Source organism: Enterobacter cloacae complex sp. ECL72, from assembly GCF_019056635.1.
Taxonomy (GTDB): domain Bacteria; phylum Pseudomonadota; class Gammaproteobacteria; order Enterobacterales; family Enterobacteriaceae; genus Enterobacter; species Enterobacter hormaechei_C.
Genome location: NZ_CP077659.1, coordinates 1,477,903 through 1,504,599, shown reverse-complemented (window position 1 = coordinate 1,504,599; position 26,697 = coordinate 1,477,903). Strand labels below are relative to the sequence as shown.

Here is a 26,697-nt window from a genome sequence, read left to right as displayed (position 1 = left end):
ACGAACAGACTGACGATGACACACCCTCTCTCCACAAACGCCCTGTTAATCAAGAACGCTGAATGTGGCATGGATCCTGCTTAGTCCGCTAAGGGACTGGGCTTTCCAGTAAACATTGCTTCATTTCTTAACAGGTCTGTTATTGATGAAAAAAATCGCCAGCGTCTGCCCCTACTGCGGTGCAGGCTGCAAACTAAACCTCGTCGTAAAAAATAACCGCATTATCCGTGCCGAAGCCGCTGATGGCGTAACCAATCAGGGCACGCTTTGCCTGAAAGGTTTCTACGGCTGGGACTTTCTTAACGACACACGGCTGCTTACCCCCCGTCTGACGCAGCCCATGATCCGCTACAGCAAAGGCGAGGCCTTTACCCCTGTTACCTGGGAAGAGGCCATTCGTTATACCGCTCACAGGCTTAAAAGCATCAAAGAACAGTATGGCCCTCGGTCCATTATGACCACGGGTTCCTCACGGGGAACGGGCAATGAGACCAACTATGTGATGCAAAAATTTGCCCGTGCGGTGCTGAATACTAACAACGTCGACTGCTGCGCCCGCGTATGTCACGGTCCGTCCGTTGCCGGTTTACAGGAGACCCTCGGCAACGGCGCCATGAGCAATTCCATTAACGATATTGAAAACTCAAAATGCCTGCTGGTATTCGGCTATAACTGCGCCGACTCTCACCCCATCGTCGCCCGACGCGTGCTTAAAGCACGTGAAAATGGCGCTAAAATCATCGTCTGCGATCCGCGTCATATTGAAACGGCACGCATTGCCGATCTTCATCTTCAGCTAAAAAATGGCAGTAACATGGCGCTGGTCAATGCCTTTGGCTATGTCCTGCTGGAAGAGGAACTGTACGACAAAAACTACGTTGCCCGCTTTACAGAAGGGCTTGAGGCGTACCGGCTGACGGTAAAAGATTACGCCCCCGAGCAGGTTGAACATCTGACGGGGATCCGCGCGCGGGATGTTCGTCAGGCAATGCGCATGTTCGCAGCGGCGCCTTCAGCAACGGTGATGTGGGGGATGGGCGTCACGCAGTTTGGTCAGGCGGTCGATGTGGTGAAAGGTCTCTCCAGCCTGGCGCTGCTGACCGGCAACCTGGGCCGCCCTGCCGTCGGCGTGGGTCCGGTTCGCGGGCAAAATAACGTTCAGGGTGCCTGCGATATGGGCGTTCTGCCCAATATGTTCCCCGGCTACCAGGACGTCACTGACCCGGCGGTCAGACTGAAATTTGCCGATGCGTGGAAAATCAATGTCAACCGGATGGACGATCGCGTCGGGACGCGTATCACCGAAGTGCCACATCTCGCGCTGGAAGGAAAGATTAAAGCGTATTACATCATGGGGGAAGATCCGCTTCAGACAGAAGCCGATCTGGGACTGGTCCGCCGCGGCTTTGAGGCGCTCGATTTTGTGGTGGTTCAGGACATCTTTATGACCAAAACGGCAGAGGTGGCTGACGTGCTGCTCCCTGCCACCTCATGGGGAGAACACGCCGGCGTGTTCACCTGTGCCGATCGCGGCTTCCAGCGTTTCGGCAAAGCCATTGAGGCCAGCGGCAACGTGAAGCGCGACTGGGAGATCATCAGCCTGCTGGCCACGGAGATGGGCTATCCCATGCATTACGAGGATAACCAGCAGATCTGGGACGAAATGCGCGAGCTGTGCCCCCTCTTCTACGGCGTGACCTACGAAAAAATGGGCGAGATGGGCCATGTGCAGTGGCCTTGCCCATCCCTCGATCATCCCGGCACCCCCTACCTGTACAAGGATAATCAGTTCGACACCCCTACTGGCAAAGGACAGCTATTTGCCGCCCCCTGGCGCGCCCCGGCGGAGACACCGGATGCGGATTACCCGCTGGTACTGTGCACGGTGCGCGAAGTGGGTCACTACTCCTGTCGCTCAATGACCGGGAACTGCGCGGCGCTGCAAAGCCTGGCCGACGAGCCGGGCCGGGTGCAAATGAACCCGGCCGATGCGGATGAACGGGGGATTGCCGAGGGCCAGCTGGTCTGGGTACGTTCACGCCGGGGTAAAGTGATCACGCGCGCCAGCATCAGCGAGCGCATCAATGCGGGAGCAATCTATATGACCTACCAGTGGTGGATTGGCGCCTGTAATGAGCTGACGCAGGATAATCTCGACCCGATCTCCAGAACGCCGGAAACGAAATATTGCGCCGTGCAGCTGGAGGCGATCGAGGACCAGCGCTGGGCGGAGGATTTTGCGGCTTCCGCGTACCAGACCATGAAGACGCGTTTGATCGCTGCGGTTAACGTTTAAATGCATTGCCGGGTGGCGGCTATCGCTGCCCGGCCCGCTATCCGCTGCTGTTTTACGTTATCTGTTGTGCATAATTATTTTCCAGGTAATCGCGAAGCAGGTTCGGACGGCTCTTTTTCTCCATCAGCCTTCTCAACAGTACGATCAGCTCGTAATCGCTTCGCAGATTAAATTTCTGCATCATCATATATTTATGGGTAAAGACCGTTTTTTCGCTCATCTTCAACGCGTTCGCGGTCTGCACCACCGACAGCCCCCGGTAAAAATTGACCATAATACGAATCTGTTGCCGGGATAAACCTTTATGCTGGCAGTCGAAACAGGTCTTTTTATTCAACGTGTAACCTGGTAATTGCGTCCTGAACCACGCGATAAACAGAACGCCGCTAATACGGTCAAGCGACGCCCGGCGCGGGAGAAAAATGATGTCCTGAAAGCAGGAAGGCAGCGCCGAAAAGCGCAGCTCATCGTCGACGAGACCTATCACAATTCCTTTTTGCCGGGCCAGTAACTCCGGAAAACAGGTCAGCGTTTCCCCCTGACATAATGAAAGAACAATAATATCAGCCTGGCTGACGTTTTCATTGGTCAGCGCCAGGTGAAATGTGATGGAGCGATGAAAGTTATGCTTAAAAAAATCGTCGAAAAAGCTCTGTAGCCCAGCCTGAAAAAACAGATCCGTTTCCTGAATCAGAATATTTAACATAGTTCACACCAACGTCTTTAAAAAAGGCTTATCACCGGCATTTAGTTGTACTGCATCGTCATTACCACAACCGCGCTGATGCTTCCCGGCGTGGCGCCTCCCGGCATGGATTTTACCGAGGCCAGCATAGCCAATGTCGCGGTTCTGTCCGCGGCAATGGTCTGGGTCATACTGGTGCCTGTTCCTTTAAGCGCGCCGGTTTGGGCATCGCGCATGGCTATCGCCACGTGCGTGGCCGAACCGCTGTTCATGAAATAGTCCGCTCCCGCCTCGGGATCGGGGCTGCCGGTGAAAGCGACGGTCACACTCTGCGTTCCCGTTGGGCACTGGGTAAACAGCAGACTGAAAGGCACCGGATCCGATGTTGAGCCCGGCGTCGCCATATTGGTTGCCTGAATATTGCCCAGGTTGACATCGAGGCTGTTACTGCCGCCATTAAATATGCACGGCGACGCCACGATATTTCCCGTCACACCGATGTTGACGCTATCAGCGGAGCATACCTTCCCGCTGAGTAAGGCAAGTAAAAGCAGTGTCCTGCATCTTATTTTCATCTTCTTACCTGCTACTGGTAGGTCAAATTAAGGGTGGCGGAGGCATTCGCTGAACCTGACTCCACGCGGGTTAACGTCTGGTAATACCGGGCCGTTAATGGCAACGTCTCTTGCCCCCCGGCAGACTGCCGCAAGAATAGTCGGCTGTTCATCACCAGCGGTGCACCGTTATAGATAAGCTGCACCCCAACCCCTTTCGCAGTGCCGGCATTTCCCTGCCCGGTTAAGGCCATCACGCTGGTATTGGCGCTGTCCGGGTTCTGTATTCCACTGAGCGAGACCGTAATATTGGTTCCGGCGGCGCAGGTCAGGCCCAGGTTTTGCGTGTTCTGTGCTCCCGCTGGCGTGGTGCCCACCGTGGAGCCGAACGCCGAGGCGGGAATATCCCCTATCGGAAACGTCAGCTGGGCCGTATTCACCGTGCACGCCAGCGCATTGATGGTGCCGGAGGTGAGCTGCGTGGTCAGACCGTCACGGTAGAGGCCATCGCTTCCCTGTAGCGTCACGACGCCGATCGTCCCCGGCGTTAATGCCCCCGATGAGACCGGCCCCGTCACCACCAGCTCAATCCTCCCGCCGTACCAGTCCACATAGGAGGTCTGCGCATTGTAGGAAAATGTATTGCTCGGGTTTTCAAAATAGCCGTTGGAAGAAAAGCGTATCCCTATCCCGCTGACGTTCGTGTTGTAAACATGGTTGCCGTAGCTGCTCAACGTGGCGCCGTTGTAGCGCAGGCTGAATCCCAGCATCAGCGGATTAGTACACCCGGTAAGATAGGAGCCTGTGGCTGACGCCGCGCCGGAAAATACCACCGTGCCGACAGGCGCATCGCGCTGCACGTTGATCGTCCCCACGGACAGGGTGGAAAGCTGCGGGGTGATGGTGGTGCAGGTACCGGCACGAGCCATATTTGCCGCCGCGAGCAAACAGAGCAGCAGCATCGCGTTAAGACATTTCATGTTAGCGTTCCTGACGGCAGGTGGCGTGCATATCAGCGATCCCACCGTACGTTGAGTGATTCGGCAGCGTGAAATCAGCGCGGCATTGCTGACTGGATTGACTTCCCCATGTAGCGACTAACGTTCCCTGCTCGCGCATCCCGGTTAAATAGACCTGACCGCGATCGCCGACAATAAAACTGCCGCTGTCATCACCCACAAGGGTGACCACCGCCCCAAACGGAACGGCGCGGTCGCTGTCGGTCAAGGTCATCAGCACCCGGCGACCTGACTTCGGCAGATAATCGGCTCTCACCACCGCTCCCCGCGTCGGCGTCACCGTGCGGGTGTTGATCTCCAGCTCGACATCGTCCGGCATCGTTTCCGGGTCGAGGGTGAGATCATTTTTCCGGTAGACAGAAAGGTTGCTCACGACCGTATATCCGCGAAAATCTGTCCGTACACCGGGCTGATTGCGGATATCCACGTCGTGGGCGCCAGGGGCTTTGATTAAGACGCTGGTCTTCCCCAGCGGCTGGGAAAGCGTGATGCCATCAGCATGGGCGAGAATGCCGCCTTGCAGCCCGTAATTCAGGCGTTCACTGTTTTTGTCATAACCATAACCTGCCGTGACTTCGCCATAGGCGCCTTTGTAGTCCGCGTTAACATTGCCGGTATAGCCCACGCCCTCTGTGCCGTATCCCTGCTGTACGTTCCAGCTCAGGGCACGGTTCTCGAGCGCTACCCCGTTCAGGCCGAAGTTATGCGTCGTCCCGTTATTCCCGCTGGCGTTCATGCCATAGTTAGCCCATGTCTGCGGCAAAAATTTATCCAGCGGAATGCTGACGTTGAACGCCAGAAGCTGGTCGTGATCAGCGTTTTTTTGGCTGTCACGGGTTTCTGACGCTGAGCGGACATTTTTGCTGTAAGTCCATGTCAGGCCATAGCTGATGTTGTGCCAGTAGTTGCTATAGCCGACGCTCCACGAAGCCATCGACTTACCGTCATTCCAGTAATCTTCCCGCGCCGCACTGAGGGTAAGCGCGCCCAGGTTGTCCCCCAGCGTCTGGCTCATCGTCAGCTCGGCACGGTTACGTCGCCTGTCCTGAAGCGCGCGGCTGTCGCCGTACGAATCGAGGACGTCCTGCATCCCGTAATAGCCGCGGGTCGAGTAGCGATACCCGGCAATTGAAAAGTTGGTCCCGGTATTGATAAAATTCTTGCTGTATCGGGCCCGCCACGACTGACCGTTTGTTTTCGCGGCATGCTCCGGCGTTGACCAGCCCTGAGTGACGTCTGCGGATACAGCCCCGAGATCGCCCATATTCTTGCCCACCCCCAGAGCCGCCGACTGGTACTTATCTGCCCCCTGGACGCCGCCATAGAGCGTAATACCGTGAGGGAGGCCGTAAATTCCGGTCAGTTGCCCGAAGGGGGTTTTCTCCACGCTACGGTTATACGAGCGATACTGCCCGGCGGTAAGGGCATATTTCAGGCGCCCCTCCCGTTGCAGGACCGGCAGCGAAGCGTACGGCAGGGAGAAATGTTGCTCACTACCATCAGCTTCGACGATCGTGACATCAAGGTCTCCCGCGCCGCCGGTGGGATACATATCCGCGATCTCAAACGCGCCCGGTGCCACATAGCTTTGGTAGATTTGATAGCCATTCTGACGCACCACGACCTGCGCGTTAGTTCGCGCAATACCGCGCACCACCGGCGCATAGCCTTTCAGGGAATCCGGCAGCATATCGTCGTCGGACGCCAGCTGGACGCCGCGAAACGGCATGCTGTCAAAGACATCGGCAGACGCGGAACTGTCTCCGAGCGTAAGCTGGGCTTGCAGGGGAATAATCGCGCGCTGCATCAAGGTATAGACGTTGTCCCACTTATCCTGGCCGGACGCATCGCGGGACCAGGTGGTGTAGTTGCGTAACCGCCAGGGACCGACGTTGATCCCCGGCCGCAGGTTTGCATACTGGCTGTCGCTGCGGGTGCCTGCCCCGCTTCTTGCCCGGCTGTTTGCCCCGCTCAGGCTGTAGTTGAGCATGGCCGCGGTAATGCCTTCATCCCACATATCCGGCGGAACGTAACCTCTCGCTGGCAGGTCTATAGCCGTCTGTGGAATGCTAATCGCCAGACGCTGGGCGCCAAACTGGAAATCCGCGCTGGCCTGTGGAATCGCCCTGAGATCGGCGCATTCACCTTCCCCGGCGGCAAGCTGTGGGAAAAGCGCCGTTTTCACGCCCCACGCTTTTAACTGCCCGATACTCAGGCAAGGCTGCAACGTTTCACTGCCGTTAGCATCCTTCACTGCCATAAAACGAATATCCCGCGTTTCCAGCAGCCGATCGTCAAGAATAATATCAACGTGGTATATCCCGGGCGCCTGCGAGCCGGATTCAAAGGCAGATAAATCCGCTTTTCCCATTCCGGGATTATCCAGCTCTACCAGTTCCCTATTAAACGTCTCACTGGCATACAGTGTGGGAGAGACACCAGCAAGCGCGAGGGCAATAAATATTACCAGGCGCGCAGGCTGCATTGTATTCAATGCCGTTGTCATGACGAACACCTGATTAACGCGTAAGGATCACAAACTGGCCCGGTGTAATTCGCCAGGGCTGCCATAATCGTTAATGACTTTAAACGTCAGCGTATTGCCACTGGTTCCGTTCGGTAACGGAAAACGGGCTGTGCCTGAAGGCATCACGTACGTGACATCGTCAAGTTTCTTATTACCCAACGTAATTTCATTGAAATTGATAACGTACGGCGTAGGGTTATTAACCTGAAGGGTATTTCCCGCACGACGCCAGGTTAATTTATTGGCTTGCTCCTCGGGGGTAGACGCACGAAGAGTCTCTGGTCGATAAATTAATTTGATGCGCGTTTTGACGGCAATTTGCAGCGAGTTCATCTGCTTTGAGGCTGAAGGAATAGCTTTAATGTTCAGCCAGAATAAACTCTCCCGCCCCTGAGGCAGTGAGCCGGTCATGACAATACGCTCAAGGTTCTTTTGCCCGCCGTCCAGCCGATACAGTGGTGGCGTAATAATAAAAGGCGCTTTACCCGATTGTTCATCCTGAACATCTATCCACGACTGGATTAAATAAGGAACATTATCAGGATTAGTAATACCTATTGACGCCTCTTTTTTAGTCCCATCAAAAATAATACGGGTGCCGCCAATAATTACTCCCGCACTGACGGATGTTAACGTCAGCGGTAACAGCGCCATAGCCAGGCCCATTGTCGTGATAAAACGCATTTTAATACCTCATAAAACAAGGGGCCGGGCGGCCCCCTGCTGATTACTGCAATGACTTAGTTGTATACCACTGAGAAGTTTGCGACCGAGTTAGCCGGGCCCGCGGTCACGGATGCCGCGGTGGAGATATACTGCGCGTAGAAGTTCAGTGTATTATCAGCCGTACTGCTGAGCGGGTAAATATAGCTGTTGCTGCCGTGCAGCGGCAGATCGGCTTTATCTGCCGTCATCAGGTTAATCGCCACCCCGGTGGCCGCCCCCGCCACGGACGTATCAATCGCCAGCAGGCTGGCGTTGGTTAAATCCGGCGTGCCGTCAAAACGGACTTTTGCATTGGTGACCGTTACCGGACAGTTTTTCAAAATAATATTGAATTGCGTCGCAGCCGTTCTCGCCCCGGTTGTCGGGAATTCCGTTTTATAATAATCGCCTAATACCACCACCTGATTCTGGGATGCCACATCAACGTCGCAGGCAGAATCCAGAATATTCCCGTTAAAATTAACGGTACCGGCCGCTGCGAATGCATTGGTCATGGTGAGTACAGAACCTGCCGCTAACATTGCCATCATCAATTTTGTATTCATAATTTTATATCCCGTATTACTTTATTTATTACCGACATTCAGTTGCAGAAACAAAAGCCCTTCCGACGAGTCAAAATTTATACAACTCTTTTTCCGCATACAATCAATTTTGAGGTCTAGCTGTAGACCCTCTTTTAACAATTACAAAACATATTCACTCGGAAACACCTTAAGAATAATGGCCAAAGTCTACTTTTAGACCTGAATAAAAAAGGTTTCAATTTCAATTAATTAAGACTCAAAAAAAAGCGAGTCTATAATTAGACTCGCCGCAAACATTCCCTGGCCTGCTGGTTTTTAAGATAATTCTTTATGCCGATCAAAAAATGATCGCATCAGTCAGTGAGGTTTCACATGAATACCCGTTTCGCGCCTGAGTCAGATATTGATAAGTCAACAGTGCTCGGCGCTAAGCCTTTTAAGCACATTGAAAAAATAATCGATAATGTTTTGCCGCATGCGGAGAGAAGCATTATTGCCAGAGGAGAAATTATCCATTATTGCTCCGGCGATACCCGTCAATGCTTTTTACTGTTGCATGGCAGCGTGGCGTTGCACCGTCGCGGGGACGGTATCGTCTTAAATTCTGAATCCGCGCCATTTATACTCGGCGTGAGCAGCCAGTTATCGTCTGAACACCTGTACGTCAGAGCGCTGGAAACCTCAGAGGTGGCCAGCGTTTCGCTGGCGTGTTTCAATCATGTTGTCGCACAACAGAATTTATGGGAGCACTTCTCAAACCTGCTGATCTATACCGCATCGCGCGTCTACGAACATTGTGCCCAGATATCGCAAATGTCGGCTTATGACATTATCCGCTTTCAACTGGTTGAGTTGATGCAGGAGCCGGAAGCCATAAGACAAAACATTACCGCCGCGGCCTATATCAAAAGCCGCACCTATCTTTCACGCAGCGGCATTATGCGGATCCTCGCGGAGTTGCGGACGGGGAAATACATCACCATGGAGCGTGGCGTACTAGTAGAGATCCATCACTTACCCCGTAAGTACTGAGGCTGTATTTATCTCTGGAGAAGGTGGAAAAGAAGAGCGACACTATAGAGAGTACAGTCTCTTTCCAGGTTAACGCTATGTCTTCTGACAAACCATCGCATCGCGGCTCTCCCTATGCTCAGGAACTGATTTCTCATTTACAGCCGCACTGCGCCACGCATAAAACCGATCCCGGCGAGCAACTTGATCTCCAGGTTGACGGGCAGAGCATGTGTTATTTAATTCTTGATGGCACGGTCGCCATATACAGAAGAAGCGACGACATGATGCTTTCAACGGCGCGCAGTCCCGCCCTGTTTGGCCTCGCTAACCTGACGGACATTTATTTTAATGACTACCTCCGAACGGTAACGCCTTGCCTGATTGGTGTGCTCACGACCGATCGGGTGGCTCAAATTATCAAAGAGAAGGCGCTGTGGGGGCTGCTTTCTAATCATCTGATGTTTGTCTATAACCGCCTCTATCACAACGTCATGCCGAAAGGCGCGCCAACCGCGTACGAGATGATTCGCCAGCAGCTCGTGCTGCTGATGCAGGAAGATGACAGCTACCGACGCAGCGTGACGGCGGAAAGGTATATCAGGGATAAAACCCATCTTTCCCGTAGTGGCGTAATGCGGATCCTGGCTGATCTGAAAACGGGTGGGTTCATCGAAATGGAAGAAGGCCGGCTGATTAAAATTAACAAACTGCCTGCCAGATACTGAATGTCAAACACAAAAAAGGCCGCGCTTGCGGCCTTTTCTTCACTGCTTAATGGACGTGAACGCCCAACCGCCAGGCAAAGTAGATCTCTTCTTTCAGTTCGTTTGAAGAGAGCGCCAGCAAATCCGTAAATTCCAGCTCAAGCTGTTTCAGCTTTTTCAGGTACTGGGCGGGAGACAGATTGCTTTTATCGCGACGTAAATATTCAATTGCCAGCTGTGTTGGGGTTATTTCAGTATCCATGATGTCCTCGCTTATGTTCAAAACGTGACCAGTATATCACAATCAGGCGGCTAATTTTTGACCAAAAACAAGACATCCGGAAACTTTACACAACGGCCGTCGTCAGCCTGGATGAACAACACAGGCGATCCTGCTCGTCCAGAATATCAATCTGCCACACCTGATGACGGCTTCCGGCATGCAGCGCCCGGCAGACGCCGCGCACGCGCCCGCTGCGAACGGAGCGGATGTGGTTGGCATTGACCTCCAGACCCACCACCTTCTGCTCTCCTTCCGTACACAGGTAGCCCGCCACCGACCCCAGCGTTTCGGCCAGCACGACGGACGCGCCGCCGTGCAACAGGCCAAACGGTTGATGAGTACGGTTGTCTACCGGCATCGTCGCTTCCAGTTCGTTGTCGCCAATGCGCGTGAACTGGATATCCAGCAAACCGACCATGTTCTCCGCGCCCATGGCATTTAAGGCCTCCAGCGTGACCGCACGTTTCCAGATCATCCGATAATCTCCAGTAAAGCCTGCAATGGATGGCGGACGCCGTTACCTTCCACCCGTTTCACCTGGCTGCGGCAGGAGTAGCCCGTCGCCAGACAGCGGTTGCGTGGCAGGCGCTGCATCGCCTGATGCCATGACAGCTCGTAAATGCCGAGCGAATTAGCGTGGTTTTTGACTTCATGGCCGTAGGTTCCGGCCATACCGCAGCAGCCCACGTTAACGCTTTCCAGCTTCGCGCCAAACCGGGCAAAGATAGAAGCCCACTGGGCAGGCGCCGTCGGCAGCGCCGTCACTTCGGTGCAGTGCCCAAACAGATACCAGGCTTCTCCACTCACCTCCTGAGTGGGCGTTTGCGTCAGCACCGCAGGCAGCCACTCGTGCACCAGTAAGACCTGAAAATCACCGCGCTTATCGCCGAGCGTCTGCTTATATTCATCCCGGTAACAGAGCACCAGCGCCGGATCGACGCCCACCATCGGCATGCCGAGCTGCGCCACGCGATTCAGGAAATCTGAAGTTTTCTGCGCGGTTTTCGCAAAGCGGGTGAGGAAACCTTTTATGTGCTGCGCCTTGCCGTTCGGGGAGAACGGCAGCACCACCGGCTGGTAGCCGATTTTCTCGGCCAGTCGGACAAAATCGGCCACCACCTGCGCATCGTAATAGCTGGTAAACGGATCCTGCACTACCAGCACCACCTTCGCTTTCTGCTCAGGGCTTAATGCTTCCAGTTGTTCCAGGGTCATGTTCGCCGAGCGGTGCCCCACCAGCCGACGCTGGAGTGATGGCACCGACAGCAGCGGCAGATCCACCATGCCGATATGTTTTTCTGACAGTTTGCGCACCAGCGGCTGGTTGATAAAGAAGTTAAAGGTTTTTGGCGCACGGGCCATCAGCGGCGCGTAACTCTCCACCGTCGCCACCAGATGATCGCGCATCGGGCGCAGATAACGCGTGTGGTACAGCTGGAGGAAGCGGGAACGGAATTCCGGTACGTCAATTTTAATCGGGCACTGGGTTGAACACGCCTTGCACGCCAGGCAGCCGGACATCGCCTCTTTCACCTCATGCGAGAAATCGTATTCACCTTTGTTCGCATGCCAGCTGTTGCGGGTGCGTTCGATAAGCCCGCGCAGGCTGGCGCGTTTTTCCGGCAGTTCCTGTTCCAGCTTGAGCGGGTCAACGCCGCGGTCGGCCAGCAGGCGCAGCCATTCGCGCACCAGCGTGGCACGCCCTTTCGGGGAATGAATGCGGTTGCTGGTGATTTTCATCGACGGACACATCGGGCTTTTCACATCGAAGTTGAAGCACAGCCCGTTGCCGTTGCACTCCATCGCGCCGCGCCATGAAGCGCGTACCGCAATCGGAATTTGTCGGTCATAGGTACCGCGCTTGACGGCGTCCACCTGCAACATCGGCGCATCAACGCCCTCCGGCGGGCAGATTTTTCCCGGGTTAAGGCGGTTATCGGGATCAAAAGCGGCTTTCACCTTACGCAGCTCGGCGTAAAGTTGTTCGCCAAAAAACGCCGGGCTGTACTCGGCGCGGAATCCTTTGCCGTGCTCGCCCCATAACAAGCCGCCGTATTTGGCCGTGAGGGCCACGACCTCGTCGGAGATCTCCTTCATCAGGATCTCCTGCTGCGGGTCGCACATGTCCAGCGCCGGGCGCACGTGCAGCACACCCGCGTCCACGTGCCCGAACATGCCATAGCTCAGACCATGGCTGTCGAGCAGCGCGCGAAACTCCACAATATAATCAGCAAGGTGTTCCGGCGGCACGCAGGTATCTTCCGCAAACGGAATAGGCTTCGCCGCCCCTTTCGCGTTGCCGAGCAGCCCCACCGCTTTTTTACGCATCGCGTAGATTCGCTCGATGCCGGAGAGATCGTTACACAGCTGCCAGCCAATGACGCCGCCTTCCCCCTGGGCAATCAGCTCGTCCAGACGCTGGCAGAGCGTGCTTACCTGGCTCTCAATCAGCTCTGCGTCATCCCCGGCGAACTCGACGATGTTCAGGCCGAGCATCTCTTTATCCGGCACGTCGGTAATCAGTTCGCTCACCGAATGCCAGACGATATCTTCCCGGGCCAGGTTCAGAACTTTTGAATCGACGGTTTCCACCGACAGCGCCCGCGCCTCCACCATAAACGGTGCATTACGCAGCGCGGAGTCAAAGGAGTTGTATTTGACATTCACCAGACGGCGCACCTTTGGCAACCGGGTGATATCCAGACGCGCTTCGGTGATGAAGGCCAGCGTCCCTTCTGACCCGGTCAGTACGCGGGTAAGATCGAACTGGCTCAGATCGTCATTAAAGACATGGCGCAGATCGTAGCCCGTCAGGAAGCGGTTAAGCTTCGGGAATTTGTTGAGGATCAGTTCGCGATTTTCGCGGCAGCGCTCCAGCACGGTACGATAAATCCGTCCGCTGGTGGTGCTCTCTTTTGCCAGCGTTTCGGCCAGCTCGATCGGCATCGGTTGGGTATCGAGGATATCGCCCCCCAGCAGCACCGCCCGCACACCCATAACGTGATCGGAGGTTTTGCCGTAGACCAGCGAGCCCTGCCCCGAGGCATCGGTGTTGATCATCCCGCCAATGGTCGCGCGGTTACTGGTGGAAAGCTCTGGCGCAAAAAAATAGCCGTAAGGTTTCAAAAACTGATTCAGCTGATCTTTGATCACCCCCGCTTCCACTCGCACCCACCCCTCTTCCGGGTTGATCTCAATGATGCGGTTCATATAGCGGGACATATCAATGATGATGCCCTGGTTCAGCGCCTGCCCGTTGGTACCCGTCCCGCCGCCGCGTGGGGTAAAGACCAGGGTGCTGAAACGCTCCTGCGACGCCAGACGGGCGATGAGCGCCACATCGGCGGTAGAGCGCGGGAAAACGACGGCATCGGGAAGAAGCTGGTAAATACTGTTATCGGTCGCCATCGTCAGCCTGTCGGCATAATCGGTGGCGGTGTCACCTGTAAAACCCTGTTGCTCCAGTGCCTGCAAAAAATTAAGCACCAGCTGAACGACGCCCGGTGCCTGAGAAATCTGTGGGATCATTGCTGTCGACCCTAATGAGAATAGTGTGAAATCGTTTGCGTTGTGTCTGGAAAGTTTTATCACATTTTTTTCTTATGTGCTTCGTAGAATTACGGGCAAAATCCGCCTTTCAAAAATCGCTGAAATCACTAATGATTAGAGAGATGCGGTTTATATTCCCATCAGCCTTGCTGGTGTTCATTTAAGGAAAGTTTCGTTTATGGTCAATCTTCGTCAGCCCAGGGATGTCGCGCAGATACTGCTGTCGGTGCTGTTCTTAGCCATTATGATTATTGCGTGTCTGTGGATTGTTCGTCCTTTCGTGCTCGGATTTGCCTGGGCCGCGACCGTCGTCGTCGCCACCTGGCCTTTACTCTTACGTTTGCAGAAACTGCTGTTTGGTCGCCGCGGCCTGGCCGTGCTGGTGATGACGCTGCTGTTGTTCCTGCTGTTTATTATTCCCATTGCACTGCTGGTTAACAGCCTGGTTGACAGTAGCGGCCCGGTTATTCGCGCGGTCACCAGCGGTGATATGACGCTGCCGGATCTCGCGTGGCTGAACAGCATTCCTGTTGTGGGCGCAAAACTGTACAGCGGCTGGCACAGCCTGCTGGAGATGGGCGGTAGCGCGCTGATGGCCAAAGTGCGTCCGTACATCGGCACAACCACCACCTGGTTTGTGGGGCAGGCTGCGCACATTGGTCGCTTCATGATGCACTGTACGTTGATGCTGGTCTTCAGCGCCCTGCTGTACTGGCGCGGTGAGCAGGTTGCGCTGGGGGTACGTCATTTCGCCACCCGACTGGCAGGTAAACGCGGCGATGCGGCCGTGCTGCTGGCAGCCCAGGCCGTCCGCGCGGTAGCGCTCGGCGTGGTGGTCACAGCGCTGGTGCAGGCTGTACTTGGCGGAATCGGGCTGGCAATTTCCGGCGTACCTTATGCCACCATTTTCACCGTCGTCATGCTGATGACCTGTCTGGCTCAGCTCGGTCCGCTGCTGGTGCTGGTTCCCTGCATTATCTGGCTTTACTGGACGGGGAACACGACCTGGGGCACGGTGCTACTGGTCTGGAGTTGCGTGGTGGGCACCATGGATAACGTGATCCGTCCCCTCCTCATCCGCATGGGCGCTGACCTGCCGCTGATTCTGATCCTGTCCGGGGTGATCGGGGGGTTAATTGCCTTCGGCATGATTGGCCTGTTCATCGGTCCGGTGCTGCTTGCGGTAACCTGGCGTCTCTTCTCCGCCTGGGTGCATGAAGTGCCGCCGCCGGGAACCGACCCTGACGTCATCTTAAGCGAACTTGAAGAACTGGAAGATAAGAACGCGCAGTAAGAACGTAGGCCGGGTGGCGCTAACGCTTACCCGGCTACACTCTCCACAGCAATACTTAAACGTTGCTAAACTATTTATTCTCTGCACACTGGTCAGACCCGCCTTTTTCTGCCTAAAACCGTCATTCTCTTCAAGAAATCTTTACCTGCCTTTAACTATTGAGACGAATCCGATCGACTCAAAATCCTGGCATGCCTACTATTAAGACACGGTTATAAATCAACACCTTGATTTATAAGCATGGAAATCCCCTGAGTGAAACAACGAATTGCTGTGTGTAGTCTTTGCCCATCTCCCACGATGGGCTTTTTTTTATCCTTTTTACGCCCGTGTAATGTCACAGCGGCTGAGCATGCGCCATTCCCCCGCCAGCTCCTGCGTCTCCCCGGTTACCAGCACGTTCACCACCTCGCGTATATCCGCCGAGGACGCGCCAACCTGTAGCTCAAATTCCCCTGGCTCGACAATCCGCTTCCCGTCCCGGCGGGTGAAATTAAACATCTCCACCGGCAGGGTAAAGGTCAGCGTGGCGGTTTCTCCCGGTGAAAGCGTAACGCGCTGGAACGCTTTCAGCTCCTGAAGCGGACGCACCTGCGTGGCGACCTTATCGCGTACGTACACCTGTACCACTTCGCTGCCGCTGCGCTCGCCGGTGTTGGTGATATCGACGCTTAACGCCACCTCTCCGTCGATCGGGACGCGGCTTTCCGCCAGGCGGGCCGCGCCCCAGCGAAACTGCGTCCAGCCGAGACCGTAACCGAACGGGTAAAGTGCGCCGAAATGGAACGCAAACGGCGTGCCGCCGCTTTTCAGCTTGTGGTTATAGTAGTACGGCATCGCCCCGGCGTTTTTCGGCACGCTCACTACCAGCCTGCCCTGCGGCTCCGCGCGGCCGGTTAAGACATCGGCAATCGCCCAGCCCCCTTCCTGCCCCGGCGCCCAGGCCATCATCAGCGCGGCCACCTTCTCTTCCAGCCCCTGAAGGTTATAAGGACGCCCACCCGTCATGACGACAATCACCGGCTTACCGGTTGCCACCAGCGCCTCCAGCAGCTGTTGCTGCACGCCCGGCAGATCCAGCGAATCGGTATCCGAACCTTCCCCCACGGTGCCGCTCTGGAATAGTCCGGCGAGGTCGCCCACGCAGGCCACCACCACGTGACTCTCTTTTGCCGCGCTCACGGCGTCGGGGATCAGATCCGTGCGTTGTGAAACCGGCGATTGCTGCATCGGTTTACCGCCGCTGTCGCCCGGGAACACCGGCGCGCCCGCCATCCGTTTTTCGATAATGTGGCACCCTTTGGCGTAACGTATCTGCGATGCACCAAGGTACTGTTCCAGCGCCGCGCGCGGGGTGGTCACCTGCGAAGTCTCTTCAACCATATCGCTGATAATCAGGTGAACCGGGAAGCTGTAGCCGCTCAGTAACGCCAGTGGATCGTCCGCCGTCGGCCCCACTACCGCTACACGGGGTTTTCCGCCGAGGGGCAAAATGCCGTTATTTTCCAGCAGCGTGATCGATTTTGTTGCCACCTCGCGCGCCACCTGCCGGGTCGCCTCATTCTGCAAATCGATACCGTCTTCGTCGGCGTACGGTTTTTCAAACAGCCCGAGACGGAATTTTTCACTTAGCACGCGCGCCACAATCTCATCCACTTTCGCCATTGAGATGAGCCCACGCTCTACCGCTTCAGCCAGATGACGCGCGCAGTCATCCTTCGGCAATTCCACGTCCAGCCCGGCGTTAAACGCCAGCGCCGCCGATTGTGCTGGATCGTGAGAAATCCCGTGGTGCTGGTGCAGCAGGCTGACGCCGCCGTAATCCGCCACGATAATGCCGTCGAAGCCCCACTGTTCACGCAGCACGGTGGTGAGCAGAAAATGGTCGCTGTGCCCTGGCTGATTATCAATGTCGTGATAGGCTGGCATCACCGAACCGGCGTTGGCCAGCTTTACCGCCATCTCAAACGGCAGCAGGAAGGTATCGTTAAGCTCGCTGAAACCGAGATGGACCGGCGCATGGTTGCGCGCCCCTTCGCTGAAGGAGTGGCCGACGTAATGTTTCAGGGTCGCCAGCAGATCGCGCTTATCGCCCTGCAACCCCTTCACGTACGCCGTCGCCATCACCCCTACCAGCCACGGATCTTCCCCAAAGGTCTCTTCCGTCCGTCCCCAGCGCATATCGCGCGAGACATCCAGCACCGGGGCCAGCCCCTGCTGGCACCCGACGGATCGGGCCTCTTTGCCAATCTGCTCCGCCGCGCGCTGCACCAGCGCCGGGTCCCAGGTAGAACCGTAGTTCAGCGACGACGGGAACAGCGTTGCATCTTTGCACAGCAGCCCTACCAGACACTCTTCATGAAACAGCGCCGGAATGCCGAGCCGGGTCTCCTCCATCATCATGCGTTGCAGGCGGTTGGCGGCACGCACGCCGGTTTTTGCATCAACAATGTGCGTGCCGAGCGGGCGGGTGATCTGCCCGACGCCGAGCTTCAGTCTTTCGCTGAGGGACGCTTGTTCGCTCACGCCGGCGAATTCATCGCTCAGATCGCTGCGCTCGCGGTGGTTGCCGTGTTCATCAAGGATCAGCCAGTACGCGTGCATCTGGGCAAATTTCTCTTCCGGCGTCATACGCGCCAGTAAATCAGCGACACGCTCGTGTACGGAACGTCCCGCGTCCTTGTAGATCGCAGTCATGGTTTACTCCTGTAGTGCGGATTGGGTTGCCGGGCTGAGCTGCCCCGCATCGTTTCGACTATCGCGTTTGCTGGCCAGCTCGCGGGCGATGTTGTCCACCAGCCGGCTGTTAAGTTTGTAGATGGCAAGGAGCGCCACCATGCAGAGGAACAGCACGCAGGGGATCAGGGTGAACAGGGCATTGATGGTTGCAAGAACGTGAGGCGCCTGGTTTGCCTGACCCGGCGCGTAATCCACCATGCCAAGCACCCAACCGACCACCGTCCCACCCAGCGCCAGCCCAAACTTGATGGCAAACAGGGCGGTAGAAAAGACCAGCCCGTCCAGGCGGCGGCCGCTACGGTGTTCTTCGTAGTCCACCACATCGGAGAACATGGTCCATTGCAGCGGCGTGGTCAGGTTCTGAATAAAACTAAACACAATATTCAGACCGAATATCAGCCACACCTGCGAAGGCGGAATGAAGAAAATCAGCGCGCCAAAAATAACGAAAGAAATAATGGTCCACTGATAGGCACGCACCCGGTCAAATTTCCCCAGCAGACGTTCAGATAATAATGCGCCGCTTAAGGAGGCCACCATGCCGGAAACAATAAAGGCAAAAACCAGTTCCGGACGTAACAGAACATAGTTAACGTAATACATGGTCGCAGAGCCACGCGTCACGACGGCGGTTAACAGTAAAATATTAAACAGAAAAACAATTCGCCACTGGCTATTGGCGGCCAGCAGTTTTAAATCCGTCAGCATCGAGCCGGAGGTGTCATTGCGCGGCGAGTAACGCTCCCGGGTCATAAAGAAGCAGCAGAAGAATAAAACAATACCCAGCAGCCCCATCAGGCTCATGGCATAGAAATAGCCTTTTTGCACATTCCCCTGGCCTAATAATGAGACCAGCGGCAGCGCGATGACCGTTACAATCAACCCGCCGATAAACGACAGGCCAAAGCGCCAGGATTGCAGCGAGTGGCGTTCGCGCGGGTCGAGCGTCAGCGCGCCGGGCATGGCGCAGTAAGGGACGTTAATCGCGGAATAGATCAGGCTCAGGATGGCATAGGTTACGCAGGCATAGACAATTTTTGCCGTCGCCCCGGCATCCGGTACGTAGAAGGTAATCAGGCAGCTCACGCCAAACGGAATGGCAAACCAGAGCAGCCAGGGACGAAAACGACCGTGGCGGGTCTGAGTGCGGTCCACCAGCGCGCCAATGCACGGGTCGACAAACGCATCGACCACGCGCACCACTAAAAACATGGTGCCCATAATGGCCGCAGGCAAACCGAATACGTCCGTATAGAAATAAGCGAGAAATAACGTTGCCGTTTGCCAGACCAGCGCGCTGGCCATATCGCCGAGGCCGTAACCTATTTTATCTTTGGTACGTAATACAGAGGAGATTGTCATTGTTATTTGCCTTTTTATCAGGTTAAAACGTATTTCAACCAGTCGCGCATCATCCCGACGGATGTACGCGGTAAGGCTCAAGTATTAGCAACGCCCTGCCCGCTAACAATTGTCTAAATTAACAGATAAATTATGATATTTGGTTTTTTGCTTTATTTGTGATGGTGAGCATATTCGCAGGAAAATAAAAAAGGCGAGGACAGATATCCTCGCCTTTTTCAGGTTGTGCAGGTTTTACTTGTTCAGCTCTGCCAGGCTCAGCCAGGTCTGCACCACGGTGTCCGGGTTCAGGGAGAGGCTATCAATCCCCTCATCCATCAGCCAGGCCGCAAAGTCTTCATGGTCAGAAGGACCCTGGCCGCAAATCCCGACATATTTACCCTGATTCTTCGCCGCGCGGATGGCCATGGAGAGCAGCGCTTTCACCGCCTCGTTACGCTCATCGAACAGCTCAGAGACGACGCCGGAGTCGCGGTCCAGGCCGAGCGCCAGCTGCGTCATGTCATTCGAGCCAATGGAGAAGCCGTCGAAGTGTTCCAGGAACTGCTCGGCCAGCAGGGCGTTGGACGGAATTTCACACATCATGATGATCTTCAGCCCGTTCTCACCGCGCTTCAGCCCCTGACGCGCCAGCTCATCCACCACCGCTTTCGCCTGATCCACGGTACGGACGAACGGGATCATGATTTCCACGTTGGCCAGCCCCATGTCATTGCGCACGCGTTTTACCGCCTCGCACTCCAGCGCGAAGCAGTCGCGGAAGCTTTCCGACACGTAGCGTCCGGCACCGCGGAAGCCCAGCATCGGGTTCTCTTCTTCCGGCTCGTAGCGTTCGCCGCCCACCAGGTTGGCGTATTCGTTGGACTTAAAGTCCGACAGACGCACGATCACGCGTTTCGGGTAGAAGGCCGCGCCGAGCGTGGCGATCCCTTCCGTCAGACGCCCCACATAGAACTCTCTCGGCGAGTCGTAACCCTTCATCATCTCGCGGATTTCGTTTTGCAGTTTTGCGTCCTGGTCGTCGAACTCCAGCAGCGCACGCGGGTGCACCCCGATCATACGGTTAATAATAAATTCCAGACGCGCCAGGCCCACGCCTTCGTTCGGCAGGCAGGCGAAGTCAAACGCGCGGTCCGGGTTACCGACGTTCATCATGATCTTCAGCGGCAGGTCCGGCATGGTATCCACGCTGGAGCTTTTCACGCTGAAGTCGAGGATATCGGCATACACGTAGCCGGTATCGCCTTCAGCGCAGGAGACCGTCACCTTCTGGTCATCCTTCATGCGTTCGGTCGCGTCACCGCAGCCGACTACCGCCGGGATCCCCAGCTCACGGGCGATAATAGCCGCGTGACAGGTACGGCCACCGCGGTTGGTGACGATGGCAGCCGCTTTTTTCATGATCGGTTCCCAGTCCGGGTCGGTCATGTCGGTCACCAGCACGTCGCCGGGCTGAATGCGGTTCATTTCGCTGATGTCGTGGATCACTTTCACCGGACCGGCACCGATGCGGTGACCAATTGCGCGGCCTTCCGCGACAATTTTGCCCTGCGCGTGCAGGGTGTAGCGCTCCATGACCTGACCGCGTGAACGGACGGTTTCCGGACGCGCCTGAACGATAAACAGCTTGCCGGTGTGTCCGTCTTTCGCCCACTCGATGTCCATTGGACGGCCATAGTGTTTTTCAATCTGCACCGCCTGCTTCGCCAGCTCTTCCACTTCGGCGTCAGTCAGCGAGAAGCGATCCCGCTGCTCCTGCGGCACATCTTCAATGGTGACCTGCTTGCCATGCTCTTGCGTCGGAGCATAGATCATGCGGATTTTTTTCGAGCCCATGGTGCGGCGTACCACTGCCGGACGGTTAGCCGCCAGCGTTGGCTTGTGCACGTAGAATTCGTCAGGGTTCACTGCCCCCTGCACCACCATCTCGCCCAGACCCCATGCGGAGGTGATAAATACCACCTGGTCGAAGCCGGATTCAGTGTCGATAGAGAACATCACGCCGGAAGAGCCCACGTCGGAACGCACCATGCGCTGTACGCCCGCGGAGAGCGCCACGCCGCGGTGGTCATAGCCCTGATGGACGCGATAGGAGATGGCGCGGTCGTTGAACAGGGAAGCAAACACGTGCTTCACCGCCACCAGCACCGCCTCGTAACCCTGGACGTTGAGGAAGGTTTCCTGCTGCCCGGCGAAAGAGGCGTCAGGCATATCTTCCGCGGTGGCGGAAGAGCGCACGGCAAAGGAGGCCTGCGCGTCGTCAGCGGAGAGCTGGTTGTACGCGTCGTGAATGGCTTTTTCCAGTTCCGGCTGGAAAGGTGTGTCGATAATCCACTGGCGGATTTGCGCGCCGGCTTTGGCAAGCTCGGTGACATCATCAATATCCGTTTTATCCAGCAGGTCGTAAATGCGCTGGTTTACACCGCTCTGGTCTAAAAACAGGTTAAACGCATCGGCGGTTGTGGCAAACCCGTTAGGTACGGAAACACCCATACCGGACAGATTTGTAATCATTTCACCCAGGGAGGCATTTTTGCCCCCAACTCTGTCTACATCATTCATGCCGAGTTGGTTATACCAAAGCACCAGCGGTGACGAGCCATTGTTGGACATCGAAACAATCCTTTTGTGATATTTGATCGGAGTAAGAAACACCTGACTACGTATTTATACTGGCATATTTATTTCCGCTAAAAAAACGGTGAATCGTGTAAGCAATTTAAATTTTCAACTTTTCGGACAGTTTCCCGGCACTCGCTAACCCGATGATTCCTATAGATTCCGGCAAAAACCATAGAAATAAAGCCGCTATTCGAAAAATGAAATCCACTTTTCAGGAAAATCAAAAACACCATTTCATTTTAAATTCAGATAAGTTCTTTGCTGTGAAATTAACTTTTTTAATTTATGCTTTCAGGCAATTACGTACGCTATTCAGGGTGGATAAAATGGATAATGCTGTCGATCGCCACGTTTTTTATATTTCTGATGGGACGGCGATAACCGCCGAGGTGCTGGGACACGCGGTGATGTCGCAGTTTCCGGTATCGATAAACAGCATCACGTTGCCGTTCGTGGAAAATGAGAGCCGGGCCAAAGCGGTCAAGGACCAGATCGACGCCATTTACCAGCAGACCGGCGTTCGTCCGCTGGTGTTCTATTCCATTGTGATCCCTGAGATCCGCAACATCATTTTGCAAAGCGAGGGCTTCTGTCAGGACATCGTGCAGGCGCTGGTTGCTCCCTTGCAAAGCGAGCTGAAGCTCGACCCGACGCCGATCGCCCACCGTACCCACGGGCTGAACCCCGGTAACCTGACCAAATACGATGCGCGTATTGCCGCCATTGACTACACCCTGGCGCACGACGACGGGATCTCCCTGCGCAATCTCGACCAGGCGCAGGTGATTTTGCTCGGCGTGTCGCGCTGCGGTAAAACCCCCACCAGCCTTTACCTGGCCATGCAGTTTGGCATTCGTGCCGCCAACTACCCCTTTATTGCCGATGATATGGATAACCTGGTGCTGCCCGCCGCGCTCAAGCCGCTCCAGCATAAGCTGTTTGGGCTGACCATCAACCCGGAACGACTGGCAGCGATCCGCGAAGAACGTCGCGAGAACAGCCGCTACGCCTCGATGCGCCAGTGCCGAATGGAAGTCTCCGAAGTCGAAGCGCTGTACCGGAAAAATCAAATTCCCTGGCTGAACAGTACCAACTATTCAGTAGAAGAAATTGCCACCAAAATCCTCGATATCATGGGGCTGAATCGCCGCATGTACTAATATGCTAGTACATTAATCCAGTTTCAGTTATTATCACGCCATCTTCGGGGCGACGTGCCCCGAACTTGAAATCAGCAGGGATTGGTTTAAGGTGATGCCCATCACTTCCCGGTAGTCTGCCGATGAAGCAAAAAATTTCTGAGACATTCCATGAACAAAACCGACGAACTGCGCACCGCGCGCATTGATAGCCTGGTCACACCGGCTGAACTGGCCCTGCTGCATCCCGTATCCGCCGAGGTGGCGGACCATGTGACGGCCTCCCGTCGCCGCATCGAAAAAATTCTCAATGGTGAAGACAAACGTCTTCTGGTGGTGATTGGCCCCTGCTCCATCCACGACCTCGACGCGGCAATGGATTATGCACAACGCCTTCAGACGCTGCGCGGCACGTATCAGGATCGCCTGGAGATCGTGATGCGTACCTACTTTGAAAAGCCGCGTACCGTCGTGGGCTGGAAAGGATTGATTTCCGATCCCGATCTGAACGGTAGCTACCGGGTGAATCACGGTATTACGCTGGCGCGCAAGCTGCTGTTACAGGTTAACGAGCTGGGCGTGCCAACTGCCACCGAATTTCTGGATATGGTGACCGGACAGTTTATTGCCGACCTCATTAGCTGGGGCGCGATTGGCGCACGTACCACCGAAAGCCAGATCCACCGTGAAATGGCGTCGGCGCTCTCCTGTCCGGTGGGCTTCAAAAACGGAACGGACGGCAATACCCGAATTGCCGTAGATGCCATCCGCGCGTCACGCGCCAGCCATATGTTCCTCTCCCCGGATAAAAACGGCCAGATGACCATCTACCAGACCAGCGGCAACCCGTTCGGACATATCATTATGCGTGGCGGTAAAAAACCGAATTACCATGCAGAAGATATTGCCGCCGCCTGCGAAACGCTGGCGGAATTTGACCTGCCGGAGCATCTGGTGGTGGATTTCAGCCACGGCAACTGTCAGAAACAGCACCGCCGCCAGCTGGACGTCTGCGAGGAAGTTTGCCAGCAGATCCGCAGCGGCTCGACCGCCATTGCAGGAATTATGGCGGAGAGTTTTATCAAAGAAGGCACGCAGAAAATCGTCGCCGGACAGCAAATGGTCTACGGCCAGTCAATCACCGACCCGTGCCTGAGCTGGGAAGACAGCGAGCTGCTGCTGGAGATGCTGGCTTCAGCCGTGGACACACGCTTTTAAAATCCTGCCGGGTGACGCTACGCTTACCCGGCCTACGGTACGTGCCCTTCTCCCTCTCCCCCAAATTTGATCCCGTCACACAATTTTCACAAAAACGCTTGCCGTGAATTTGCAGTTTATTGATAATGATTATCATTGTTACATTGATTGTTATTTATAAACATTATGTCACCTACCGATAACAGCGCGGCAACGCCAACAAAAACACACACAGCACCGTCCCCTGCTCCCACCGATCGCCGAATCGACAGCAAAAGCCTGTTGGGTGAGGAGGGACGGGTCATTATCGAGCATGACGGCCAGCACTACCTGCTGCGCCAGACCAATGCCGGAAAACTGATCCTGACTAAATAAACCAGACAACACATTCGCCAGCCACCCAGGTGATCCCCAGGCAGCCAGCGCTTTTCAATTCTTATGGAGAGTTGCTATGCCACACCTGCAATCCGCGTCTTTACGCCCGTCTCTTCTGGCGCTGGCGATTGTCAGCACCCTGCCGGGCGTTACGTTTGCCGCCGCAGACGAGATCACCGTCACCGCCACCGGCAATGCCCGCAGCGCCTTTGAAGCCCCCATGATGGTGAGCGTGATTGACGCCACCGCGCCGGAAAACCAGACCGCCAGCTCCGCCGCCGACCTGCTGCGCAAGGTGCCCGGTCTGACGCTGGATGGCACCGGGCGCACCAACGGTCAGGACGTTAACCTCCGGGGCTATGACCGCCGTGGCGTGCTGATACTGGTGGATGGCGTGCGCCAGGGCACTGATACCGGACACCTGAACAGCACGTTCCTCGATCCGGCGCTGATCAAACGTATTGAAGTAGTACGTGGTCCTTCCGCCTTGCTGTACGGCAGCGGCGCGCTGGGCGGCGTAATTTCGTATGACACCGTCGACGCCAACGATCTGCTGGATGCAGGTAAAAACAGCGGCTATCGCGTATTTGCTACCGGTGCAACGGGCGATCACAGCATCGGGATGGGTGCCAGCGCCTATGGCCGCACCGATACCCTGGACGGTCTGGTCTCCTGGTCCAGCCGCGATCGCGGCGACATTCGCCAGAGTGACGGCGCGAGGGCGCCAAATGACGAATCCATCAACAATATGCTGGCGAAAGGCAGCTGGAAAATCGATCCGGCGCAGACGCTGAGTGGCTCCCTGCGCTACTACAACAACGACGCGCAGGAGCCGAAAAATCCGCAGACCACGGATGCCAGCAGCAGTAACCCGATGACCGATCGTTCCACCATTCAGCGCGATGCACAGCTTGGCTACCGCATTGCGCCAGCCGGAAACGACTGGCTGAACGCCGATGCGAAAATTTACTGGTCCGAAGCGCGGATCAACGCCCAGAACATCGACGCCAGCGGCGAGTTCCGTAAGCAGACTACCAAAGGCGGCAAAGTGGAAAACCGCACCCGCCTGTTCAGCGACTCCTTCGCCTCGCACCTGCTGACCTACGGCGGGGAATACTATCGTCAGGAGCAACACCCTGGCGGCGCGACCACCGGCTTCCCGGACGCGAAAATCGACTTCAGCTCCGGCTGGTTGCAGGATGAGATCACCCTGCGCGACCTGCCGGTAACGCTTCTCGGCGGGACGCGTTACGACAACTACCGCGGCAGCAGCGACGGTTACGACGACGTGGATGCGGATAAGTGGTCATCACGCGCCGGGTTAACCGTGAGTCCAGCCGACTGGCTGATGCTGTTCGGCTCTTACGCCCAGGCCTTCCGTGCGCCAACGATGGGCGAGATGTATAACGACTCGAAGCACTTCTCTATCGGCAGCTTCTACACCAACTACTGGGTGCCGAACCCGAACCTGCGTCCGGAAACTAACGAAACCCAGGAGTTCGGTTTTGGGCTACGTTTTGACGATCTGCTGCTCGCCAACGACGCGCTGGAGTTCAAAGCCAGCTACTTCGACACCAAAGCGAAAGATTACATCTCCACTACCGTCGATTTTGCGGCGGCCACCACCATGTCCTATAACGTACCAAATGCCAAAATCTGGGGCTGGGACATGATGGCGACCTACGCGACCAGTCTGTTCAACCTGGACGTGGCCTACAACCGCACACGCGGGAAAGATACCGACACGGGCGAATACATCTCCAGCATCAACCCGGACACCGTCACCAGCAAGCTGGATATCCCCGTGGCGCAAAGCGGCTTCTCCGTGGGCTGGATCGGCACCTTCGTCGAACGTTCAACGCACATCAGCAGCAGCTACAGCGAGCAGCCTGGCTACGCAGTGAATGATTTCTACGTCAGCTATAAAGGTCAGCAGCAGTTCAAAGGCATCACCACCACCCTCGTGCTGGGGAACGCCTTCGACAAAGCCTACTGGTCACCACAAGGCATCCCGCAGGATGGCCGCAACGGCAAGATCTTCGTCAGTTATCAATGGTAATTCCCTTCGGGGCAACGATTCAGAAG

At 55.9% G+C, this 26,697-nt stretch carries 20 protein-coding genes and 1 other RNA gene; 9 read left to right on the top strand and 12 right to left on the bottom strand.

Features of this window, described 5'->3' with window-relative positions:
* Positions 1 to 145 precede the first annotated feature (145 nt).
* Entirely contained in the window at positions 146 to 2,296 is a 2,151-nt protein-coding gene (gene fdhF / locus KTH07_RS07285; protein WP_023303541.1) for a formate dehydrogenase subunit alpha, read from the top strand.
* Positions 2,297 to 2,348: 52 nt separating this feature from the next.
* Here fdhF and KTH07_RS07280 read toward each other — a convergent pair whose 3' ends face one another.
* The 6 genes from KTH07_RS07280 to KTH07_RS07255 are packed head-to-tail and all read right to left on the bottom strand — an operon-like array spanning position 2,349 to position 8,352.
* Positions 2,349 to 3,002, bottom strand: a complete 654-nt coding sequence (locus KTH07_RS07280) for a LuxR C-terminal-related transcriptional regulator (protein ID WP_015570713.1) — start codon at positions 3,000 to 3,002, stop codon at positions 2,349 to 2,351.
* A 41-nt stretch (positions 3,003 to 3,043) separates the two neighbouring features.
* Positions 3,044 to 3,556 carry a fimbrial protein gene (locus KTH07_RS07275; protein ID WP_026094315.1) on the bottom strand — a complete coding sequence of 171 codons (513 nt, stop codon included), beginning with the start codon at positions 3,554 to 3,556 and terminating at the stop codon, positions 3,044 to 3,046.
* Positions 3,557 to 3,567: 11 nt separating this feature from the next.
* Positions 3,568 to 4,515 carry a fimbrial protein gene (locus tag KTH07_RS07270; protein ID WP_023296361.1) on the bottom strand — a complete coding sequence of 316 codons (948 nt, stop codon included), beginning with the start codon at positions 4,513 to 4,515 and terminating at the stop codon, positions 3,568 to 3,570.
* A gap of 1 nt (position 4,516) precedes the next feature.
* The gene (locus KTH07_RS07265; protein ID WP_075606908.1) at positions 4,517 to 7,060 is read right to left on the bottom strand and encodes a fimbria/pilus outer membrane usher protein; all 2,544 of its coding nucleotides are present in this window, start codon (positions 7,058 to 7,060) and stop codon (positions 4,517 to 4,519) included.
* A 27-nt stretch (positions 7,061 to 7,087) separates the two neighbouring features.
* Complete coding sequence (locus tag KTH07_RS07260) at positions 7,088 to 7,765, bottom strand: molecular chaperone (RefSeq protein ID WP_015570716.1); 678 nt, start codon at positions 7,763 to 7,765, stop codon at positions 7,088 to 7,090.
* 56 nt (positions 7,766 to 7,821) lie between these two features.
* Entirely contained in the window at positions 7,822 to 8,352 is a 531-nt protein-coding gene (locus tag KTH07_RS07255; protein ID WP_015570717.1) for a fimbrial protein, read from the bottom strand.
* Between the two features lie 354 nt (positions 8,353 to 8,706).
* Between KTH07_RS07255 and KTH07_RS07250 the strand changes: the two genes are divergently transcribed.
* Positions 8,707 to 9,366 (top strand): winged helix-turn-helix transcriptional regulator, encoded by a 660-nt coding sequence (locus tag KTH07_RS07250; protein WP_015570718.1) that lies wholly within the window; start codon positions 8,707 to 8,709, stop codon positions 9,364 to 9,366.
* A 77-nt stretch (positions 9,367 to 9,443) separates the two neighbouring features.
* The gene (locus KTH07_RS07245; protein WP_023296357.1) at positions 9,444 to 10,073 is read left to right on the top strand and encodes a helix-turn-helix domain-containing protein; all 630 of its coding nucleotides are present in this window, start codon (positions 9,444 to 9,446) and stop codon (positions 10,071 to 10,073) included.
* A gap of 46 nt (positions 10,074 to 10,119) precedes the next feature.
* Here the strand turns inward: KTH07_RS07245 and KTH07_RS07240 are convergent, their stop codons facing one another.
* The 3 genes from KTH07_RS07240 to KTH07_RS07230 all read right to left on the bottom strand — a co-directional run bounded on the left by KTH07_RS07240 (position 10,120) and on the right by KTH07_RS07230 (position 13,863).
* Positions 10,120 to 10,314, bottom strand: a complete 195-nt coding sequence (locus tag KTH07_RS07240; RefSeq protein WP_003857766.1) for a YdiH family protein — start codon at positions 10,312 to 10,314, stop codon at positions 10,120 to 10,122.
* A gap of 85 nt (positions 10,315 to 10,399) precedes the next feature.
* A complete protein-coding gene (gene menI, locus KTH07_RS07235; protein ID WP_023296356.1) occupies positions 10,400 to 10,810 on the bottom strand; it encodes a 1,4-dihydroxy-2-naphthoyl-CoA hydrolase in 411 nt (136 codons plus the stop codon).
* Positions 10,807 to 13,863 (bottom strand): FAD-binding and (Fe-S)-binding domain-containing protein, encoded by a 3,057-nt coding sequence (locus KTH07_RS07230; RefSeq protein ID WP_032670067.1) that lies wholly within the window; start codon positions 13,861 to 13,863, stop codon positions 10,807 to 10,809. Before KTH07_RS07230 ends, menI begins: the two co-directional genes overlap by 4 nt.
* Positions 13,864 to 14,062: 199 nt before the next feature.
* Between KTH07_RS07230 and ydiK the strand changes: the two genes are divergently transcribed.
* Together ydiK and rprA are read left to right on the top strand one after the other, a co-directional pair.
* Positions 14,063 to 15,178 carry an AI-2E family transporter YdiK gene (gene ydiK / locus KTH07_RS07225; RefSeq protein ID WP_032619812.1) on the top strand — a complete coding sequence of 372 codons (1,116 nt, stop codon included), beginning with the start codon at positions 14,063 to 14,065 and terminating at the stop codon, positions 15,176 to 15,178.
* Positions 15,179 to 15,386: 208 nt separating this feature from the next.
* An RNA gene (rprA, locus tag KTH07_RS07220) (antisense sRNA RprA) lies at positions 15,387 to 15,494 on the top strand.
* 5 nt (positions 15,495 to 15,499) lie between these two features.
* Here the strand turns inward: rprA and KTH07_RS07215 are convergent.
* The 3 genes from KTH07_RS07215 to ppsA form a co-directional block, all read right to left on the bottom strand.
* Positions 15,500 to 17,875, bottom strand: a complete 2,376-nt coding sequence (locus KTH07_RS07215) for a glycoside hydrolase family 3 N-terminal domain-containing protein (protein ID WP_023303533.1) — start codon at positions 17,873 to 17,875, stop codon at positions 15,500 to 15,502.
* A gap of 3 nt (positions 17,876 to 17,878) precedes the next feature.
* Positions 17,879 to 19,279 (bottom strand): MFS transporter, encoded by a 1,401-nt coding sequence (locus KTH07_RS07210; protein WP_032634426.1) that lies wholly within the window; start codon positions 19,277 to 19,279, stop codon positions 17,879 to 17,881.
* A 234-nt stretch (positions 19,280 to 19,513) separates the two neighbouring features.
* Positions 19,514 to 21,892, bottom strand: a complete 2,379-nt coding sequence (gene ppsA / locus KTH07_RS07205) for a phosphoenolpyruvate synthase (protein ID WP_032619817.1) — start codon at positions 21,890 to 21,892, stop codon at positions 19,514 to 19,516.
* Positions 21,893 to 22,227: 335 nt separating this feature from the next.
* Between ppsA and ppsR the strand changes: the two genes are divergently transcribed.
* The 4 genes from ppsR (at position 22,228) to KTH07_RS07185 (ending at position 26,671) form a co-directional block, all read left to right on the top strand.
* Positions 22,228 to 23,061 (top strand): posphoenolpyruvate synthetase regulatory kinase/phosphorylase PpsR, encoded by an 834-nt coding sequence (ppsR, locus tag KTH07_RS07200; RefSeq protein ID WP_017384644.1) that lies wholly within the window; start codon positions 22,228 to 22,230, stop codon positions 23,059 to 23,061.
* A 150-nt stretch (positions 23,062 to 23,211) separates the two neighbouring features.
* The gene (gene aroH, locus KTH07_RS07195; protein WP_032619818.1) at positions 23,212 to 24,258 is read left to right on the top strand and encodes a 3-deoxy-7-phosphoheptulonate synthase AroH; all 1,047 of its coding nucleotides are present in this window, start codon (positions 23,212 to 23,214) and stop codon (positions 24,256 to 24,258) included.
* Positions 24,259 to 24,423: 165 nt separating this feature from the next.
* Positions 24,424 to 24,612: a hemin uptake protein HemP gene (gene hemP, locus KTH07_RS07190; RefSeq protein ID WP_015570723.1), complete on the top strand. Its 189-nt coding sequence runs from the start codon at positions 24,424 to 24,426 to the stop codon at positions 24,610 to 24,612.
* 76 nt (positions 24,613 to 24,688) lie between these two features.
* On the top strand, positions 24,689 to 26,671 hold the full coding sequence (locus KTH07_RS07185) for a TonB-dependent hemoglobin/transferrin/lactoferrin family receptor (RefSeq protein ID WP_032619820.1): 1,983 nt from the start codon (positions 24,689 to 24,691) through the stop codon (positions 26,669 to 26,671).
* The last annotated feature ends 26 nt before the right edge of the window (positions 26,672 to 26,697 follow it).